The following is a 17678-nucleotide window of genomic DNA, read 5'->3' on the forward strand; positions in this document are numbered from 1 at the left end:
CGCTGCTCCGGCCACGGCAGTACAGGCTCTGTAGCTGAGGATGAGGAAATCGATGGATGATTTTTCGAGTAGTGATACCTTCTGGATGATCACACTGGCATTCCTGTTTGGGGGCCTCATCCTGGCTCAATGGGCTCTTGCGATGTTTTCAGACTCCACGCTCGGAAAACTCGCCCGCTCAGTTGGGAACATTTTCGGATGGTGGAAAAACTCCGAAGCACTCACCACTCCTGCCATCGGTCTGGCGTTCCTGCTTTTCGGAGTTGCATTTACTGCTGGAACACTGGGGATGAGCAAACAGGGAATGCGTATCATCGTCATCGTTGCAATGGCCTGTATGGTTGTCGCGCTGATATCAGTGATCCCCTTCCGTCTGCCTGACGCGATGTATCCGGAGAAGCGGTTGGAAAAACGTCAGCAGCAAGCCCTGACTCAAGTCGATTCGGGCTCATACCCGGCCGATCGCCATTTTGCTGAAGGTATCGTCCCGCCTTCCCACAGTGATCCGACTACTTCCCACAGTGATCCGACCCGCCTGACCCAGCCCGAACATCAAGAATTTAAGTCCGACAATAACCACCGAAGCGATGGAGGATTTTGATGAGTCCAACGAGTAGTGACGCTGAGTTCGTCACTCTTCCCGCAGACTGGGAAGAACTCAGCACTGAAGAAAAAGCGCAATTCACCCAGCAAGTGCCGGAAGAAGGCCCGACTCAGCAGATGCTCCAGGAAGTTGAGAGCACCTTCCCGCTGATCGCACTTGGTCCTGAAGCTGCATCAGGGTTCCGCCCCAGCCTCGTCGTGACGAAAGCCGCGACCGGCTCGGACGATCCGATCGACTGGTACGACGGCACGTTGCGTCAACTCGTCGAATCTATCCCCGGATTCCTGGTGCTGGAAAACGCAGCATGGGAAAACGAACACCTCAATGGTGTAGCCCGCATGGGGGTCTACATGATGGAAGATCTGTCCGTGTCGTCGTGCCAGTGGCTGTGGGTGAACGGCGAGGCCGGACTGACCGCCACCCTGACATGCGCGACACGCGAATTTGACCCGATGTACGACACGTTTGTTGAAATGTCGAATAGCTTGAGGAACCCACAATGAGCCGTTTTAACCCGGAAGAATCAGCTGCAATTCTCAACGAGGCCGACTGGGAAGCCCTAACCGATTTGCTGGACGGCAAAGCTGACACGAATTCAGACGGCTGGAAGAATCTGGTCGACCTGGGATTCATCAGCGATGAGGAATCCCTGACGGACGGTGCCGAACGCCTTTTCGCCGGTCTGTTTCAGCGTTCCCACATGATTCAACTGACCCGCATCGCACCGTCGGAAGACGTCAAACGGATCACCCTCACCGTGTGGATTTCTTCAACGGACGTCACGTGGATCGTGCCCGAGGGTGACTCGATGAACCTGTTCCGCTCCGACCCGGAAGAAGTTCCCTCACTGATTCTGCGTTGGCTGGTTTTCGGGCCGCACATGAATGTTTTCGACGGCCCACTTCACCTGCCCTCCGACGTCATTCGTCTGGCACACCAAGGTGATGTCGATCAGCTGCAACGCGTCATCGCCAGTGAATGCCGAGATCACGACGACACAGGATTTGGCAAGGCCGGTCTTGAGGGAACCTGGGCGATGAATGTGTTCGACATTTTCGTCGCGGTGGACGAGCAGATGGCGCCCGCTGGATCCCTGCTCTTCCTGAGTACTCCGACGTGCCTGTACGCGATGGACGGCACCAAGGCCGATGAACCGGAAGTGGAGTTGGCAGGGCTGACATCGCCGCTCGCGTGGCAGATGATCAACCCCTACCTGTTCGCCTGATCGATCCTGCGGCCTCCACGTGAGGCCGCAGGTCTTTGCTGAGCTGCCCGCCATATCTCTGGGGTGGCAATACTGACCGGGATCACTGTCTGGGGCCGGACGTCTTCACGTGGTGCTGGGCGTAGCCCGTGTCGCATCCACTGAACGGCTGGCAATGCGCACTGTTGCAGGAACGGTGAGTGTCACGCTCAGACCACCCTCGTCGAGTGCGGAAATAGTGACTCTGCCGCGGTGAGCTTGAGCGACAGCCTGCACGATTGCGAGTCCCAGGCCATGTCCGCGCGTGGTACCGGCTGTACGTCTAGATCCACGCACGAAAGGCTCACACAGTGAGCTGACGGTATCAGCATCGACGAGGGGGCCGGTGTTGGTCACGTTCAGCACTGCGCAGGAAGCACTGGCATCAGACGAATGGTGTACCTGCAGGGTGACGTTCACAGATCCATCCGCCTGGTTGTAGGTGACGGCGTTGCGCAGCAGGTTCGAGACTGCCTGGCGCAGCAGCACCTGATCTCCAGTAACTGCAGCGGGAGTGATGCTCGTATGGATGGCTATACCATGGTCTTTCGCCAGAGATTCAACTTCATGGATGGCTTGGCGAACAATTTCGGCTAGATCCACCTCTTCGCGCGCCAGCATCCCGCCTTGAGCTGCCGACAGATCCAGCAGCGCATCCACAGTCTGAGCGTTGGCGTGATTGGTTTCGCGTACCCGTCGCAGAAGGTCCCGCAGTTCCTGAGTGGTCGCATCCGGATCAGACAGCGTCACATCAATCATTGTCTGAGTCGTGGCAAGAGGAGTACGCAGCTCATGCGACGCGTTGGCCGCGAACTGCTGCTGGGAGCGCAGTGATTGATCGACCGAATCAAGCATCGCGTCGAACATAACGCCCAGCTCGCGCACCTCATCATCCGGTCCCTTCAGGTTCAGGCGGTAACTGTAATCGCCTGATGTTGCCAGAGCTGCAGCTTTCTTCATGTCAACCAGCGGCGCCATCACGCGTCCCGCCACGATCCACCCGACCAGGCCGGAAAGAAGCGTCAGAATCGTCAGAACCAGAAGCGATGTGACCAGCATGGTGTTGAGCATGGAGCGGGCCACTGGGATCACCAGGTCAAAACTGGCGCTTTGCCCGTCAGGCGCGGGAGGAGCGAACGTGGTGTTCAGTCGCATCGGCACCAGGCGCATATAGGCGTACACCAGGCCAATCATCACCAGGCCCACACCGCCCACCAGTCCCGCATACGACAAGGTCAGGCGCATTCGCAGGGTCAGGCGGCGTTCCCCGCGCGGTGTCCTCGTCATCTGTCTGCCTCCCCAAAGCGATATCCTGCGCCCGGCACGGTTTGAATAACCCAGGGGGATCCGAGGCGCTGCCGCAGATGTGAAATAGTGACGCGAATCGAATTGGTGAAGGGATCAGCGTTCGCGTCCCATGCGCGCTCCAGCAGCGTTTCCTGGCTGAGGACCCCGCCGTCAGCCTCCATCAGCAATTCCAGAACCGCGAACTCCTTGGGGCTCAGACGGACGAAGCGCCCATTGCGGTAAACTTCGCGACGGAACGGGTCCAGACGCACTCCGCACGATTCAAGGACAGGTTCTCGTGCCGGTTGAGAGCGGCGGCCGAGAGCTCGCAGTCTGGCAACCAGCTCCGGGAACTCAAACGGTTTGACCAGATAGTCGTCAGCTCCCAGTTCGAACCCCGTGACGCGTGCGTTGAGCGTGCGGGCGGCAGTGAGCATCAGGATGCGCACCTCAGGGTAGTGGTGCGCGAGAATCCTGCACACCTCGTCACCATGAGTTCCCGGCAAATCACGATCCAGAACTATCGCGTCGTAGGAAGAACTACGCACCATCTCCAGCGCGTCATCGCCATCGAAAGTCACGTCAACAACCATTGCTTCGCGCCTCAGCCCCTGGGCGATTGCCTGTGCGAGATATTCTTCATCCTCGGCGATGAGAACCTTCATAGTGGTGTGCCTTTCATTCATTCCTCTTGACGAGGGCGACTCAGTTGAGCCCCTTCCGCTGGCGACATCTTAACGATGTCAGTGTTAGCAAAACATAAACAAAAACCGCAACGCTACGGCAACGCATGATGCGTTTAAATCTCTTCAGACGCGTGGAGTACTGATCCGGGTACCTCGCGCAAACTGCAGGACCAAATACGTGGAGGAAATTGACGATGCAACTGCGCATACATGGTAGGGCTTCGAACGTGACGGCAGAGAGCTCAGTTGGAGGCGTGCTGAAAGCTTTCAGGGCGCGCGCGGTGACTGGAGCTGCGCTGATGAGCCTGGTCGCGCTTGCAGGCTGTTCGAGCAATATGCCGGTCGGAAGCGACGCAGCCGGATCGGACGGCAACGCTGCGGGCAAGGGCGCTGGCGCATCAGAGTCAGAGACCAAAGCTGTGGAAGAATACAATCTCAAATTTGCTGCCTGTATGCGTGAAGCCGGTGTGAATGTGCCCGACGACCTTCAAAATTACGGCCCGGGCGAAGATTTTGGTGTCGATGCGAACGCGTGGAACACCGCCGTGCAGGGCTGCTGGGAAAAAGTCGGTGACAGCCCAACGGCAGGTGCGGACAGTGAAATGACTGACCAAGAATTCGATCGGCTTGTGCGTGTCGCTCAATGCCTGCGCCAGGACGGCTATCACGTGGAAGATCCAGTGCGAGGCCAGGGAATCCGACTCAACGACGTGCCGCCAGCAGCCATTTCTCAATGCTTCGACAAGGCTGATGCGGCCAATGCCTCCAACACCGGGACGGAGAACACCAAGTGAAAGCTATGACGAAGCGGCGCACGCTTGTCATCCTCGGCATTGCGGCAATCCTGGTTGTGGCGCTGGTGGTGGCAAGTGCCATCTGGCTCAGGCACGGCGGGCAGGCCAATGCCGCACAATCGGGTCAGAGCGGTGCAACGGGGCAGGCAGGCTCTGCAATTGCCACCGAACCCGTTGTGCGCGAGGATCTGCATGGCAGTGTGAATGTTGCCGGCACGTTACATTACGCTGATTCGCACCAGCTTCGTGCCGGATACGACGGAATCGTGACACAGCTGCCTGAACCGGGCACTCAAATCAGCGCCGGTGCACAGCTGTACCAGGTAGGTGACGACCCGGCCTACCTCATGCGCGGTGCCACCCCTGCGTGGCGTGACTTTGAAGACGGTATGAGTAACGGGCAGGACGTTCAGCAGCTCGAACAGTCCCTCAAGGATCTGGGCTATTTTGCCGATGAGCCAGATGAGCGCTTCGATGCGCAGACGATCAGTGCGATCAGGAACTGGCAGGACGCAGTCGGACTGACACGTAGTGGTCGCCTGCAGCTGGGACGAATCATTTTTGCTCCAGCTGACCTGCGCGTCGGAACACTGTCTACCCGTGTGGGAGATCGAGTCACGCTGGACACCAGCCTTTTCACCGTGTCCTCCATGCAACAGGTCGTGGATGCGAACGTCTCGCTCGCACAGCAGGACCTGGCTGAAAAGGGCCGCGAGGTGACGATTCAGCTTCCCGACGGGTCAACAACGCCGGGCACTATCAGCTCAGTTGGCACCCCGGTTGAGCGTGGCGCTGGAAACGGTCAGGACAGCCAGGCCGACGGGCAGGGCTCACAGGCAAACCAGGCAGGCCCGGCTGCGGGAAACAAGGAACGCATCCTTCCCATCACCGTGACCCCCTCCGACCCGGAAGCCACATCAACGCTCCAGGAAGCATCCGTGACAGTGGCGCTACCGTCCCAAACCCGCGAAAACGTGCTGACCGTTCCAGTCAACGCCCTGCTCGCCCTGACACCGACACAGTTCGGCGTGGAAATCGCACGCGAGGACGGCTCATTTTCACAGATACCTGTTGAAACGGGACTGTTTGCAGCCGGACGCGTGGAAGTATCCGGAGACGACCTTGCCGAAGGCCAGCACGTGGTGGTGCCATCACGATGACCGACGCATTGGTGCAACTGGATGACGTGACTCGTTCGTTCGGCTTCCCGCCCGTCAAGGCGTGTGCGGGCGTGAGCATGACGATTCACCGCGGCGAATTCACGGCCATTGTCGGACCGAGCGGATCAGGTAAAACGACGTTGCTCAACATGATCGGCACACTGGATACTCCCACGTCGGGACGGGTCCTCATTGATGGAATCAACGTCAGTGAACTTGATGATGCAGGTGTGTCAGCGGTGCGCGCCCGCATGATCGGATTCGTCTTTCAACAGTTCCATCTCTCACCGGGAGTGAACGCCCTGGACAATGTGGCTGACGGATTACTGTACCTGGGCGTAGCGCGCTCGCAGCGCCGCGAGCGGGCACGAGCAGCGCTGGAACGCGTCGGACTGGGGCATCGTCTGGAGCACAGACCCCACCAGATGTCAGGTGGAGAACGCCAGCGTGTGGCGATTGCACGAGCTGTTGTCGCTGAACCGCCGCTGCTGCTGGCAGACGAGCCGACAGGCAATCTGGATTCACGCTCGGGTGAATCAATCGTCCAGCTTCTCCACGACTTGAATGAGGCGGGCACAACCATCGTTGTCATTACACACGACAACGACCTGGCTGCGCGCCTGCCGCGCAGAATCGCCATCCGTGACGGACGGATCGTGGCTGACTCGGCCGACGGTGCGGCAGGCGGCGCGACAGGCGGTTCGACTGAATGCCCGGCGGGCGGCGTGGCTGGAAGGGAGCACCATGACTCACACATCTGATCACATTCGTTCAGCGCCGGCCGCGTCAACGCTTCTGGCATCAGATGCGGTGCGGCTCGGCACAGTGGGGCTGCGCTCACGCCCGATGCGTGCCTTCCTGTCAGCACTGGGCATCGCGATCGGGATCGCAGCAATGGTGGCGGTGATCGGAATTTCCACCTCCAGCAGAGCTCAACTGACTCGACAGTTGGACGCCCTCGGCACAAATCTGCTGACAGTCACTGCCGGAAGCGACATGACGGGAGCCGCTGCCACACTGCCACCAGACGCTGCAGCGAAAGTGGCGCTCCTGCCGGGTGTTACCGATGCGACCAGCACAGCTGCCCTGACCGACATCAAGGTCTATCGCAGCTCGCTGATTCCTGCAGAAGAAACAGGTGGGATCGCGACCGTCTCCACTGATCTGACACTGCTGGACGTGGTGGCAGGCGAAGTGGCGCATGGAACGTGGCTCAACGAAGCGCTCGCGCAGTATCCGACAACCGTTTTGGGGGCGAGTGCAGCCCAGCGCCTCGGCATTGTCACTCCCGGAACACAGATCTGGATGGGCAACCAGCTCGTCACGGTGGCCGGTATCCTCAAACCGGTACCACTGGCACCGGAACTGGACTCCGCGGCGCTGATCAGTCGCACAGCGGCGCAACGACTGTACGGCCATGATGACCATCCCACCACAGTGTACGAGCGCAGCGCCGATGACCAGGTCGCCCGGATCCGTGACCTCCTGGCACCGACCATTTCACCGCAGGCATCAGGTGGTATCAAAGTGTCGCGACCTTCAGAAGCGCTCAGTGCGAAAGCCGCTGCCGATCATGCATTCACGACGCTGCTGGCCGGCGTCGGATCAATTGCTCTGCTGGTCGGCGGTATCGGCGTTGCCAACACGATGATCATTTCAGTCCTCGAGCGCCGCCAGGAAATCGGCTTGCGTCGGGCCATGGGAGCAACGCGCGCTCACATCCGTATCCAGTTCCTGTCTGAAGCACTGCTGCTGGCCGGTATCGGCGGAGCACTCGGCTGCATCATCGGCACACTGATCACTGCTGTCGTGGCCACCGTCAGTGGATGGCTGTTCGTCATGCCGCTGTACGTGGTGGCCGCAGGTCTGGCCGTGACCGTGGTGATTGGCGCTGTCGCCGGCCTGTACCCGGCAGTGCGCGCCGCACGCACACCCCCCACAGCTGCCCTGAACTCGCAATAGATCCAGAACTGAGGCTGCAGTCCTGCCCGCGTGGCATGTCCTGCCGGATGTGCCTGTCATCTCTTACAGGCACATCCGGTTGGCTGTGCCGCCTGTGTGGCACACTGGTACTGTGAACTGCTCAAGGCGGCGACGCACTCACTCAGATGCAGATTCCGCTGTGCTCGGGCGCAAGCTGCTGGGCACCGCAGTGCTCCTCGGCCTCGCACTGGGCGCACTGATCGTCATCACGGGACAGGACATCCGCATGCCCGGTCCCGAACTCCAGTTCGACTGCAATGACTTCCCCGGGCAGTGCCGTGACTACCCCTTCCCCTACGGCTACCTCATCGCGATGCTGCTGCTCATCATCGCCGTTATCGGGTTGTGGGTCGCGCTGGCGCGCCAACTGACAGACAACTGGTCGTGGACACCGCTTCTTGACCGCTCTGCCGGATTATCGGATCAGTCGCGCAGGAGCCCCACGCGTTCACGGACAACCAGCCAATGGGTCTCCCTCGTCGTTGATGTGGCACTATGCGTCGTTGCGCCGCCGATCCTGGCAGTCGGTGGCCTGGCGCTGACCTTCGGTGGATACGCCGCGGCACTTGGATTTGCGGGCGTGGCCGGCGTGCTGCTCGCGTTGATGTTCGCCCTCACGACCAGTATTCAGACTCGCACAACCCGACCAGCCTGGATTGCAGGCGGAGCCGTCGCGCTCACAGCGATCATCGCAGTCTTCATCTCCGGAATCGCGCTGCTTTTCACTGGGCCGGGCCTGTTCGCGGTTCCTGTTATCGGGATTGTCGCCATGCTGCTGGCTCGCGCCGCCGCCTACGAGAGCATTCGCGAAAACTCTGCCGTCGAGTATGAAGGCGGTGCTCCATCCTCGGCAATCATCATCGACGAGGGTGACCCGACCACTGCTGCGTGGCGTCCTATCGCCCGATGCGCGGCGGTGGTGTGCACGGTGGCGGGGATTGTCAGTGTGAGCGCCCTGATGATTCTGCCTGCACCGGCTGACCGGTCGACCCCGATTGATCAGACTCCACCTGCTTCGTCTTCGGTGCCGCCGGAAGAAGCTGAGTCTGGAGCTGCGGTGGCTGTTGAATCTGGGGCGGTCGCTGAGTCTGGAGCGGTCGCTGAGTCTGGGGGTGAAGCGATGTCGGCGGTGGAGCCACTGTGCAGCCCGGACTCTCTTACTGCCGTGCTCGGTCCGGTGCAGGGAGCGCTGGGTGCTCGAGGCGCGATACTGACAGTGATTAACAATGGTGACACCGCGTGCTCTGTGAGCGGTGTGCCCGACCTGCAGATCACGATGAGTGGAGCAGACCTAGCGGTGAGCACTGTTGCATCGCCCCGCGCCTCGGCGGCCGAATTTGACCGGGGAGTGGATATTCCTGCAGGTGCAAGCGCCGCGATGCAACTATCCTGGCGCGGAGCGGGGACGGAGGAATCTGACACGGTTGATATGACACTGGGCATCGCAGGTGGTGAAGTGCCGGTCGACGTAGCACAGGGCCAGGATGGCGGCAGTCTGGATATGGAGACCGGAACCCAGATCACCTGCGAGCCGTGGCGATAGGAAACGCTCATCGTGCCGATCAGCAGCGGTCAGCACGACGCCTGAACCAGAGGCAGGGCCCCTCGGGCCCCTACGCAAGCCCCGCGGGCAGTCCCTACAGCCACCCGTTGTCGCGGGCGCGGCGCGCGGCATCCATGCGGGATGAGCCACCGGTTTTCGCCATGGCACTGGTGACATGGTTACGGACGGTGCCTTGAGACAGACCGACTTCACGCGCCACATCAGCAGTGGTGCCGCCGCCCTCGGCCGCACGCAGCACATCGATCTCACGCGGGGTGAGCGGATTGATCCCCAGGCCCAGTGTGCGCGCGGCAAGCTCCTGATCAACAACCTGCTTACCGTCGTTGACCGCGCGGATCGACGCGGCCAGAGCCTCCGCCGGCTGGTCCTTCAACACGAAGCCGGCCGCCCCCAGCGACAGGGCACGCGCCACCCACCCCGGACGGTCAAACGTTGTCAGCATCAGCACGCGTGTATGAGGGCTCACCTCGCGCACGCGCGGCAGCGCCTGCAAACCATCGATACCGGGCATCTCCACATCCAGCAGCATCACGTCAATCTCTGCGCCCATGGTCTCGGCAAGGTCAACCGCTTCGCTGCCGTTCGAAGCCTGAGCGACCACCTCAATGTCAGGCTCCAAACCGATCAGCGCGGCGATACCGGCGCGGACAACTCCCTGATCATCGACAACTGCGACCCTCATGAGAGTGCTCCTTCACTGACGGGACGAATAGTGTCGCCCACCATTGACAGGGCAGGAGAATCCGCCCCATCGACCGGATCTACCGTGAACGTCACGTGCCATCCGCCCCCGTCAGCAGGCCCCCAGGTCACGGTGCCCACACCTTCGGCACGTTTTTCCAGCGACTCCAAACCGGTGGACATGCGCTGTCCCGCGTGAGCGCTCTGCTGACTGTCCGCAATGGTTTTCTGGCCGGCAGCGGCCCGGCTTCGACCCGCGGCAGCCGGCCTGCTGCCCCGACCGTTGTCATGTACGCTCACGCGAACCGGACTGAGCTCCACCCATACCCGGTCAGCACCGGAATGGTGGACGACATTCGCCATCGATTCACGGACCAGGTGAGCGGCAACCTGACTGGTTTTGCCCTCAGGTGGATGCCCCTCATCGCTCAGCGTCAGCACGATGCCCGCAGCGTCCGCCAGGTGCGCGGCCTGCGCCAGCTCCTGATCCAGATCCGCTTCACGCGTGGCGGCAACAACCTGTCTCATCTGCGCCAGGGCGTCATGTGATAATTCCTGGAGCTGTTCAAGGTAGGGGACGCCCTCGTCCATCTTGCCCAACTGGGCGAACCGGGCGACGACCTGCGCGTTGACGTTGATGGCGGTCAGGGTCTGCCCGAGGACGTCATGCAGATCCGCGCTGATGCGGCTGCGTTCTTCTGACTGGGAGGTCTGGACGCGCTCGGCCTGACGGATCCTGTCTTCTCGGTCATTGTCGATGGCGCGACGAGCCATGAACGTCATGAAAATCGTGCACAGCAGGATCGCCAGCCCAAAGGACGCCTCATTGATGTTGGCCAGACGCAGAATCACCAAAAGCACTGCGAGCAGGACTGAGCCGATCAGCAGCGCGCACGCCCACCGCGTGTACAGGTGGCGCGGAAGCTGCAGCACAATCACCGCGCTGATGTACGGCAGAAAAAAGAACACCGACACCGCATCCGAAAACGGCATCATACCTGCGAGCAGGACGCTCATGACGACGATCGTCGCCACCACCCACGGGTCCGTTGACCGTGAAACGGGGGCAGAGTCGGAACGGATCCACGTGGAAACGTACACCAGGATGAACACGGTGAGCCAGGCGAACATGGGCACAGCCTGCTCCGGGCTGCTGCGCACTCCCAGGATGATGCCGATGATCATGAAGATCAGGTACGGCAGTGCCCACGGCAACGAGCTGAGGCGCTCGTGCAGCGAACTTGAAGCCGCCGGTGAGTGCCACAGCCAGCTCCAGCTCATCGCTGTCAGTTCCTTTCAGTACGGCTCGAGCGAGTAAACGTCCAGACAGCTGCGGCCAACATTGCGAGCGACCAGACCGCGATATTGATGACCCAGCTCCATTCGAACGCGGTATCCCAGCCAAGCTGCGGTGCCCGAACAAGATTGATGATCCCATACATTGGTGTGTACTTCGCGACTTTCTGGACCAATGAGCCCATCTGCTCCATCGGTATGAACATGCCGGACAGGAATGCACTGACCAGCACCGTCATTGAGACGATGAAGTTCGCGGCGTTCTCACCGACAAGCTGGCCAACCGCGAATCCGAATGCCGCCAGGGGAAAACTGCACACGACAATCAACGCGAACGTCACAACCCAGGTAATTCCTGACATTTCAGCGCCGGTGAGTGCCCCTACACCATAGGTCACCAGTGCAGCCAGAGCGCCGACCAGGATTGCCGCACAGATCTGAGCCCACAGGTATGTTGACAGGCTCATTGGAGTCAGTGCCAGTGTGCGCCACCATCCGGTTCGACGTTGCAGCGCGGTGTTGCATGTTGCGCTCGCAGCCGATATGAGCGCTCCGTAGCATGTCAGACCGGCCAGAATGGCTGCCTGAACGTTCGCGTGCCCCACGCTGGTATCTGAGTATTCCTTGCCAACTGCGAACAGGAAATACATCAGAACGGGGATGCCGATGGAACCGCCGATGAACCACGGGTTGCGCAGCGTGTTATCACGCAACGCCATCATGAACTGTGCACCCAGTCCTTTGAGCGGCGGGGGAACAGGTCGGTCTGTCAGGTCTTGTTTCGTCAGGGTATGTGTCGTTGCGGCGTGCGTGCTCATGAATCTGACTCCTCCGTGTTCGCGCCGGTCAGGCGGGTGAACATTTCATCCAGGCTGGTTCGTTTCATTTGGAAATCCTTGATGCCTGCGGTGTTCAGCACCGCAAGAGCAGCCGGTTCAAGCTTTTCTCCGTCGATCGCGATTTGCCCGTCGTCGAATTTGTAGGTCCACTTGTCGGCCCCGGGCAGCGCAGTGATCTCATTGACGAGGGCGTCCCTATGCTCTTCTGAGACGGTTGCGCGAATATGGGCACGCTCCGTGTTCAGCAGAGTTCGGGAGCTTTCATCTGTGACAACGTGACCGCGATTCATGATGATGATGCGGTGAGCAACTGCTTCAACTTCTGACAGATAGTGAGTTGCGAACACGACGGTCAAGCCGCCTGTTGTCAGTTTCTCCATCGTCTGCCAGAACTGCATCCGTGAATCCACGTCCATTCCGGCGGTCGGCTCATCCATGATGAGAAGGCGCGGACGTGAAAGCAGGGCGATCGCCAGGCGTACGCGCTGCTGTTCGCCACCTGAACACTTGCCGATTCTGCGCGTTGCCAGGTTGGTGATTCCGGCCAGCTCCAGCACCTCACCCACAGGTGCGGGATCGACGTATGCGCTGGCCAGTGTTGACACTGTTTCACGAACGGACGGTTCGGGCGGCAGTCCGCCAGTTTGCTGAATGACTCCGATCAGGCCGCGCTTGATTGCGTCATGAGGAGCCATGGCGAAAAGCCTGGCTGTGCCCGAATCCTGATGGCCCAGACCCAGAGCGATGTCAATGAGTGTGGTCTTGCCCGCGCCGTTGCGTCCCAGCAGTGCGACGAGTTCACCTTGTTCAACGCACAGGGTGACACCGTCGACTGCGTGGACTTGACCGAACGAGCGGTGAATGTCGACGAGGTCGATTGCTGGTGGAGCGGATTGTGGTGCGCGTGTAGGCGCCGCCGATGATGCCTGCGATGACGTCTGTGCTGTGTGAGCGTTTTCGGATCGCACTGTGGAGCCACGTGTGGTGGCAATCTCATCTGTGTTCATGTCTTCACAGTACAAATGATTACCCGCATGTGGATAGAGCGATTGTCACGATCTATCTATCACAAATGTCATGGGGTGGGTGCGGACACTCTCGTGCCCTGTTTTCGCCACCGTGCTTCCTGGTGGTGTGCACACTTGTGCCTGGCAGCGGTGAGCGTGGCGCTACTTCCAGCGTGAGAACCCGCCTTCAGTGTTGATCACCTGACCCGTGACCCACTGAGACTCATCACTGAGGAGCCACACAACCAGCCGTGCCGGATCATCAGGGGTGGCCATCCGGCCACCGGGGAACTGCTCGAGCACATGCTGGCGCACCTCGTCCGTCATGTAGCCGGTGTCAACAGGGCCAGGATTGACAGTGTTGACGCGGATGTTCCTGGCCGCAAGCTCATCTGACAGTGTCAGCGTGATGCCTGCGATTGCTGCTTTTGAGGCGGCGTAGGCAACTTCGCCGCGCATCGGCCCCATCGCCTGCCCGGATGTCATGAACACGATCGACCCCTGGTCGCCGGCAACGGCCGCAAAGGCCTGCGCCAGCAGGATTGACGTGCGCGCATTGACACGCCAGTGGGCATCAAGATCGTCCGCTGTGATGTCACTGAGCGCGCCGTCATTGCCAGACAGCGCCTGGTTGCACACAACAGCATCAACGCGGCCATATTCGCTGCGCGCTGTATCGATCAGTGCCGCGGGGGCTCCCTCGTCAGTTAAATCACCACCGACGTCGATCATGCGGGCGCCGGACCGAAGGTGGGATCGGATGCCGGCGCACACGGCTGCAATGTCATCGCTGCCCCACGGCTGCTTGTCGTCATGGGTGCTGAAGTGGTGGCATACCACGTCAGCGCCCCATTCGGCGGCGCGCCGGGCAATAGCGTATCCGATCCCTGCCCGCCGGCTCACTCCCGTGATGACGATGACTCGGCCGGCCAGCGGGAACTGATCACGAGGCATTTACTGCGCTTTCTTGTCTTTCTTCATGGTGATCAGAGCCAAACCGATCGCCAGCATGAAGACGTCCTTTGAGAGCATCAGGCCTTCTTGCGAGGGGCGGATTCCGTCTGCTTCGGTCATCGCAGGGTTGCGGAAGTACATGGTGAGCATGCCCGAGGCGAATGCTGTCAGCGCCAATCCGGCGAGTTTGCGAGGAATAAACGGTGTCAGAAGCGATGCGCCAATTCCGATTTCCGATGCGCAGATGAACTTGCCGAATACCTCCGGGTCAAGTTCACCGAGCTGGGGAATGCCTGTGGCGGCCATTTCCTGCAGTCCGGCAGCGGCCTCGGCATCCAGATGCAGTTTGCCGATACCTGAGTTCAGAATGTAAGCGCCGGTGATGGTGCGCATGATGCCGGATGCAAGTTTCATGGGGGCCTCCTCGCATGAAAGGATCGTCTTGTTGGTGCTCGATCATTGCCAAGTCGACACAGGAGTGTCGTGCGTCCAGTGTATCGAAGGGGGTGAACAGGCATTGCCCGAATCGATAAGCTGACCCCATGACGATTACGCACGAGCTTTCGACAGATCGACCCATTGCCCTGATCACCGGCGCAACGCGCGGTATAGGTGCAGCCATTGCCCAGGAACTGTCCCGCACACACACCATCATCGTTGGTGGCAGTTCGGACGAATCAGTGGCGGCCGCCTGCGACAGGTTCATCGCAGCACGCCAGGCAGCTGCCACTGGCAGTAATACGGACATCTCCAGCCGAGACGCAGCAGCCACGGTCCGTCCATTTGTCGCAGACCTCAGTGATTTCGAACAGATGCACCAAGCCGTCGAAGACCTGCACCTGGAGCGCCTCGACATACTGGTGCACAGTGCCGGAACAATGGCGCCTTCAAGTACAATCGCCGAAACCATGCCTGACGAGTGGCTCCGAGTCCTGCGCCTGAACGTGGTTGCCGTGGCCGAGCTGACACGCCTGCTGCTGCCGGCTTTGCGCGCTGCCGGTGGCCAGGTCGTTGCGATTAACTCCGGAGCCGGTTATCGCGTGGGCGCTGACAACGCGGTGTACTCAGCCTCCAAGTTCGCCCTGCGTGCCTTCACTGACGCGTTGCGTGAGCAGGAGCGCGGCACGATTCGCGTCACTTCCGTGCATCCGGGTCGTGTTGACACAGATATGCAGGTGGACATTCAGCAGCGCGCCGGCCGCTCCTACCGCCCCAGCGATCACCTGCGCCCGCAGTCAGTTGCCGCCGCGGTGCGCATGGCAGTGGACGCGAGTGAGGAAGCAATGGTGGAGAACCTCGAAATTCGCCCGGTCGTGCCGCGCAGCAAACTGGGTAAGTAGGCGGTCCACTAGTCACCCTCGTCGATGGTGGGGGCGGTGGAATCTGGTCGCACAGGCTTCGAGTTCTTCCTGATGAATTGACGAGGGCGCCTTGGCCTCCACTGCTTGAGGCGGTGGATGAACAGGCGGGGACGCACCGACTGACTGCGCTCGTAGTGCTGTTCCTGATAGTCGAAGACAGGCAGGTGCCAGCTGAAGCGAATCGCGAGAATGCGGAAGACGAAGGTGACGATCAGCGTGATGGTCACGGCCCAGTCATCGTGCACGCCCAGTTCGGAAAGTGTGACGTACGTGCAGGTGGCGAGGAATGACACCGCGGCGTACAGCTCTTTCAGGAACACCAGGGGGATACGGTCGCACAGGAGGTCTCGCAGCACACCGCCCATCACGCCGGTAATCACTGAGGCGACGCAGGCGAGGATGAACGCCTGGGCGGGGCCTTGCTGGATGCCGACGTCCCAGCCGATGCGTGTGCCGAAAATGGAGAACACCGCCAGCCCAAGTGCGTCGAGACCAAGGAACAGCTTGCGGAAATGCTTCATCAATGAGGGAATCAGAACCGAAATCACTGCGGCGCACACGACAATGACCACGTAGTGGGGGTTCTTCACCCAGGTGAGTGGGTAGTGTCCCAGCAAAACGTCACGAATGGAGCCACCGCCAATGGCGGTCACCGCGGCCACCATCATCACGCCGAACAGGTCCATGCGCTCGCGGGCCGCTGACAGGGCGCCTGTCATGGCCTCGGCCGTGATTCCAATCATAAAGAGCACCGTCAGCCACATGCAATGTACTCTAACAAGCCTGCCTGTGAGTGCGAGGCAACGCCTGCTGGATACTTGCGCTCCTCACCTGCTTTATTCCTCCGTGCATATCTTGAAAACATAGTTTTTCCTTCTTGGAAACTGGTCGGAGCTATAACCCAGAAAGGGAGTAGGGACGCTGATGGAGCAGATCGGAACAATCTTGAGGAAATTATCTGGAAGACCCAGCGCCGTGCGTTCCTCGCTAGTAGCATGTGAGTAGTCGCTCACTGATGAGTGTCATTCAATGATGAGTATCAGAGGATGGATATGGCACGCACAAAACAAGAGGAAATCCGCGAGGCAGTCACGCGCGCACGGGAGTTCTTCTTCACTGGGAAAACCCGTGACCTCAGCTACCGCAAACGCACGCTGGCCGCATTTGAAAAATCAGTACGCGCCCACGAACGCGACATTCTGGATGCGCTGCACGCTGACCTGAACAAGTCGGACACCGAAAGCTTCATGACGGAGATTTCGCTGGTCCTGGACGAAATCAAGTTCATGCGCCGGCACCTGTCATGCATGGCAGCGCCGCACTACAAGATTCCCGCGCTTTCGCAGATGCCCGGCGTGCTGTCCGTGACGTATGAACCATTTGGCGTGGCACTGGTGATGAGTCCGTGGAACTATCCCTTCCAGCTGACGATGTGTCCCCTCGCCGCGGCGATCGCAGCGGGCAATACCGTGGTCATCAAACCGTCCGCCTACTCGCCGGCCACATCCCGCCTCATCCGGCAGATGTGCAAGGAGATTTTCGAGGACGGCTACGTGAGCGTCATCGAAGGTGGGCGCGAGGAGAACTCGGCACTGCTGGATGAAAAGTTCGACTTTATTTTCTTCACCGGCTCCCCGAACGTCGGCAAAGTGGTGATGCGCGCCGCGGCGGAGCACCTCACGCCCGTCGTCCTGGAGCTGGGCGGCAAGTCCCCGTGCTTTGTCGACAAGACCGCTGACATCGAAAAGACAGCGAAGCGAATCCTGTTCGGCAAGCTGACCAACGGCGGGCAGACCTGTGTGGGCGTCGATTTCGTGTATGTTCACCGCGACGTCAAGGACCAACTGATCGAGGCGCTGAGGCGGGGGATCGACAGCGCATTGCCGACCGAGGAGTATCGTCGCAACTCCTTCGCCAAGGTGATTCACCCCAAGCATTTCAAGCGTCTGTCCGGATTGCTGGAAGGGCAGCGCCTGATCACGTCGAAGTCGCGCGACGCCAAGCCGGCCGATGTGACGCTGGAGGATACGCAGCAGATCATCCCGGTGTTGGTCGACGACCCCGAATGGGACAGCCCCGTCATGCAGGAAGAAATCTTCGGTCCCATCTTGCCGATCAAGGAGTTCACGGATATTGAGGACGTGCTGACGGACTACCAGGATCGCGACAAGCCTTTGGCGCTGTATATCTTCACCAGGAAGAAGCGCTTTGCTCAGCGC

At 60.2% G+C, this 17678-nt stretch carries 19 protein-coding genes; 10 read left to right on the top strand and 9 right to left on the bottom strand.

The genetic code is table 11. The features are described from left to right. The first annotated feature begins 52 nt into the window (after positions 1 to 52). From AC1DA5_RS02870 to AC1DA5_RS02880, 3 genes are read left to right on the top strand one after another with little or no spacing between them, the layout of a single operon-like run. Entirely contained in the window at positions 53 to 601 is a 549-nt protein-coding gene (locus tag AC1DA5_RS02870) for a hypothetical protein (protein ID WP_480289153.1), read from the top strand. Then, positions 601 to 1107: a hypothetical protein gene (locus AC1DA5_RS02875; RefSeq protein ID WP_070727900.1), complete on the top strand. Its 507-nt coding sequence runs from the start codon at positions 601 to 603 to the stop codon at positions 1105 to 1107. The genes AC1DA5_RS02870 and AC1DA5_RS02875 overlap by 1 nt, the downstream gene beginning before the upstream one ends. Then, entirely contained in the window at positions 1104 to 1829 is a 726-nt protein-coding gene (locus tag AC1DA5_RS02880; protein WP_480289154.1) for a hypothetical protein, read from the top strand. Before AC1DA5_RS02875 ends, AC1DA5_RS02880 begins: the two co-directional genes overlap by 4 nt. 105 nt (positions 1830 to 1934) lie before the next feature. On the opposite strand, the gene AC1DA5_RS02885 is transcribed toward AC1DA5_RS02880, so the two are convergent. Continuing rightward, positions 1935 to 3134, bottom strand: a complete 1200-nt coding sequence (locus tag AC1DA5_RS02885; RefSeq protein ID WP_480289155.1) for a sensor histidine kinase — start codon at positions 3132 to 3134, stop codon at positions 1935 to 1937. Then, positions 3131 to 3799, bottom strand: a complete 669-nt coding sequence (locus AC1DA5_RS02890) for a response regulator transcription factor (protein ID WP_058237373.1) — start codon at positions 3797 to 3799, stop codon at positions 3131 to 3133. Before AC1DA5_RS02890 ends, AC1DA5_RS02885 begins: the two co-directional genes overlap by 4 nt. Before the next feature lie 248 nt (positions 3800 to 4047). Here AC1DA5_RS02890 and AC1DA5_RS02895 point away from each other — a divergent pair, with 248 nt between their 5' ends. From AC1DA5_RS02895 to AC1DA5_RS02915, 5 genes are all read left to right on the top strand, one after another. Further along, on the top strand, positions 4048 to 4614 hold the full coding sequence (locus AC1DA5_RS02895) for a hypothetical protein (RefSeq protein WP_480289156.1): 567 nt from the start codon (positions 4048 to 4050) through the stop codon (positions 4612 to 4614). A gap of 5 nt (positions 4615 to 4619) precedes the next feature. Then, positions 4620 to 5774: an efflux RND transporter periplasmic adaptor subunit gene (locus AC1DA5_RS02900; protein ID WP_480289164.1), complete on the top strand. Its 1155-nt coding sequence runs from the start codon at positions 4620 to 4622 to the stop codon at positions 5772 to 5774. Continuing rightward, positions 5771 to 6535, top strand: a complete 765-nt coding sequence (locus AC1DA5_RS02905; protein WP_480289157.1) for an ABC transporter ATP-binding protein — start codon at positions 5771 to 5773, stop codon at positions 6533 to 6535. Before AC1DA5_RS02900 ends, AC1DA5_RS02905 begins: the two co-directional genes overlap by 4 nt. Further along, positions 6519 to 7736 (top strand): ABC transporter permease, encoded by a 1218-nt coding sequence (locus tag AC1DA5_RS02910; RefSeq protein ID WP_480289158.1) that lies wholly within the window; start codon positions 6519 to 6521, stop codon positions 7734 to 7736. The genes AC1DA5_RS02905 and AC1DA5_RS02910 overlap by 17 nt, the downstream gene beginning before the upstream one ends. 112 nt (positions 7737 to 7848) lie before the next feature. After that, the gene (locus AC1DA5_RS02915; RefSeq protein WP_480289159.1) at positions 7849 to 9300 is read left to right on the top strand and encodes a DUF4232 domain-containing protein; all 1452 of its coding nucleotides are present in this window, start codon (positions 7849 to 7851) and stop codon (positions 9298 to 9300) included. A 94-nt stretch (positions 9301 to 9394) separates the two neighbouring features. On the opposite strand, the gene AC1DA5_RS02920 is transcribed toward AC1DA5_RS02915, so the two are convergent. The 6 genes from AC1DA5_RS02920 to AC1DA5_RS02945 form a co-directional block, all read right to left on the bottom strand. Next, complete coding sequence (locus AC1DA5_RS02920; protein ID WP_092648880.1) at positions 9395 to 10003, bottom strand: response regulator transcription factor; 609 nt, start codon at positions 10001 to 10003, stop codon at positions 9395 to 9397. Beyond that, on the bottom strand, positions 10000 to 11283 hold the full coding sequence (locus tag AC1DA5_RS02925; RefSeq protein ID WP_285016325.1) for a sensor histidine kinase: 1284 nt from the start codon (positions 11281 to 11283) through the stop codon (positions 10000 to 10002). Before AC1DA5_RS02925 ends, AC1DA5_RS02920 begins: the two co-directional genes overlap by 4 nt. 5 nt (positions 11284 to 11288) lie before the next feature. After that, positions 11289 to 12116, bottom strand: coding sequence for an ABC transporter permease (locus AC1DA5_RS02930; RefSeq protein ID WP_285016323.1), 828 nt, complete (start codon positions 12114 to 12116; stop codon positions 11289 to 11291). Continuing rightward, entirely contained in the window at positions 12113 to 13144 is a 1032-nt protein-coding gene (locus tag AC1DA5_RS02935) for an ABC transporter ATP-binding protein (RefSeq protein ID WP_480289160.1), read from the bottom strand. Before AC1DA5_RS02935 ends, AC1DA5_RS02930 begins: the two co-directional genes overlap by 4 nt. A gap of 162 nt (positions 13145 to 13306) precedes the next feature. Continuing rightward, positions 13307 to 14098: an SDR family oxidoreductase gene (locus AC1DA5_RS02940; protein ID WP_285016320.1), complete on the bottom strand. Its 792-nt coding sequence runs from the start codon at positions 14096 to 14098 to the stop codon at positions 13307 to 13309. Beyond that, positions 14099 to 14512, bottom strand: a complete 414-nt coding sequence (locus AC1DA5_RS02945) for a hypothetical protein (protein WP_285016319.1) — start codon at positions 14510 to 14512, stop codon at positions 14099 to 14101. Between the two features lie 128 nt (positions 14513 to 14640). Here AC1DA5_RS02945 and AC1DA5_RS02950 point away from each other — a divergent pair, with 128 nt between their 5' ends. Next, positions 14641 to 15438, top strand: coding sequence for an SDR family oxidoreductase (locus AC1DA5_RS02950; RefSeq protein ID WP_285016317.1), 798 nt, complete (start codon positions 14641 to 14643; stop codon positions 15436 to 15438). Between the two features lie 8 nt (positions 15439 to 15446). Here AC1DA5_RS02950 and AC1DA5_RS02955 read toward each other — a convergent pair whose 3' ends face one another. Next, positions 15447 to 16202: a trimeric intracellular cation channel family protein gene (locus AC1DA5_RS02955; protein WP_285016314.1), complete on the bottom strand. Its 756-nt coding sequence runs from the start codon at positions 16200 to 16202 to the stop codon at positions 15447 to 15449. A gap of 309 nt (positions 16203 to 16511) precedes the next feature. Here AC1DA5_RS02955 and AC1DA5_RS02960 point away from each other — a divergent pair. Next, the coding region (locus AC1DA5_RS02960) for an aldehyde dehydrogenase family protein (protein WP_480289162.1) at positions 16512 to 17678 on the top strand (1167 nt) is incomplete at its 3' end.

Source organism: Pauljensenia sp. C0254C2 (assembly GCF_056583835.1).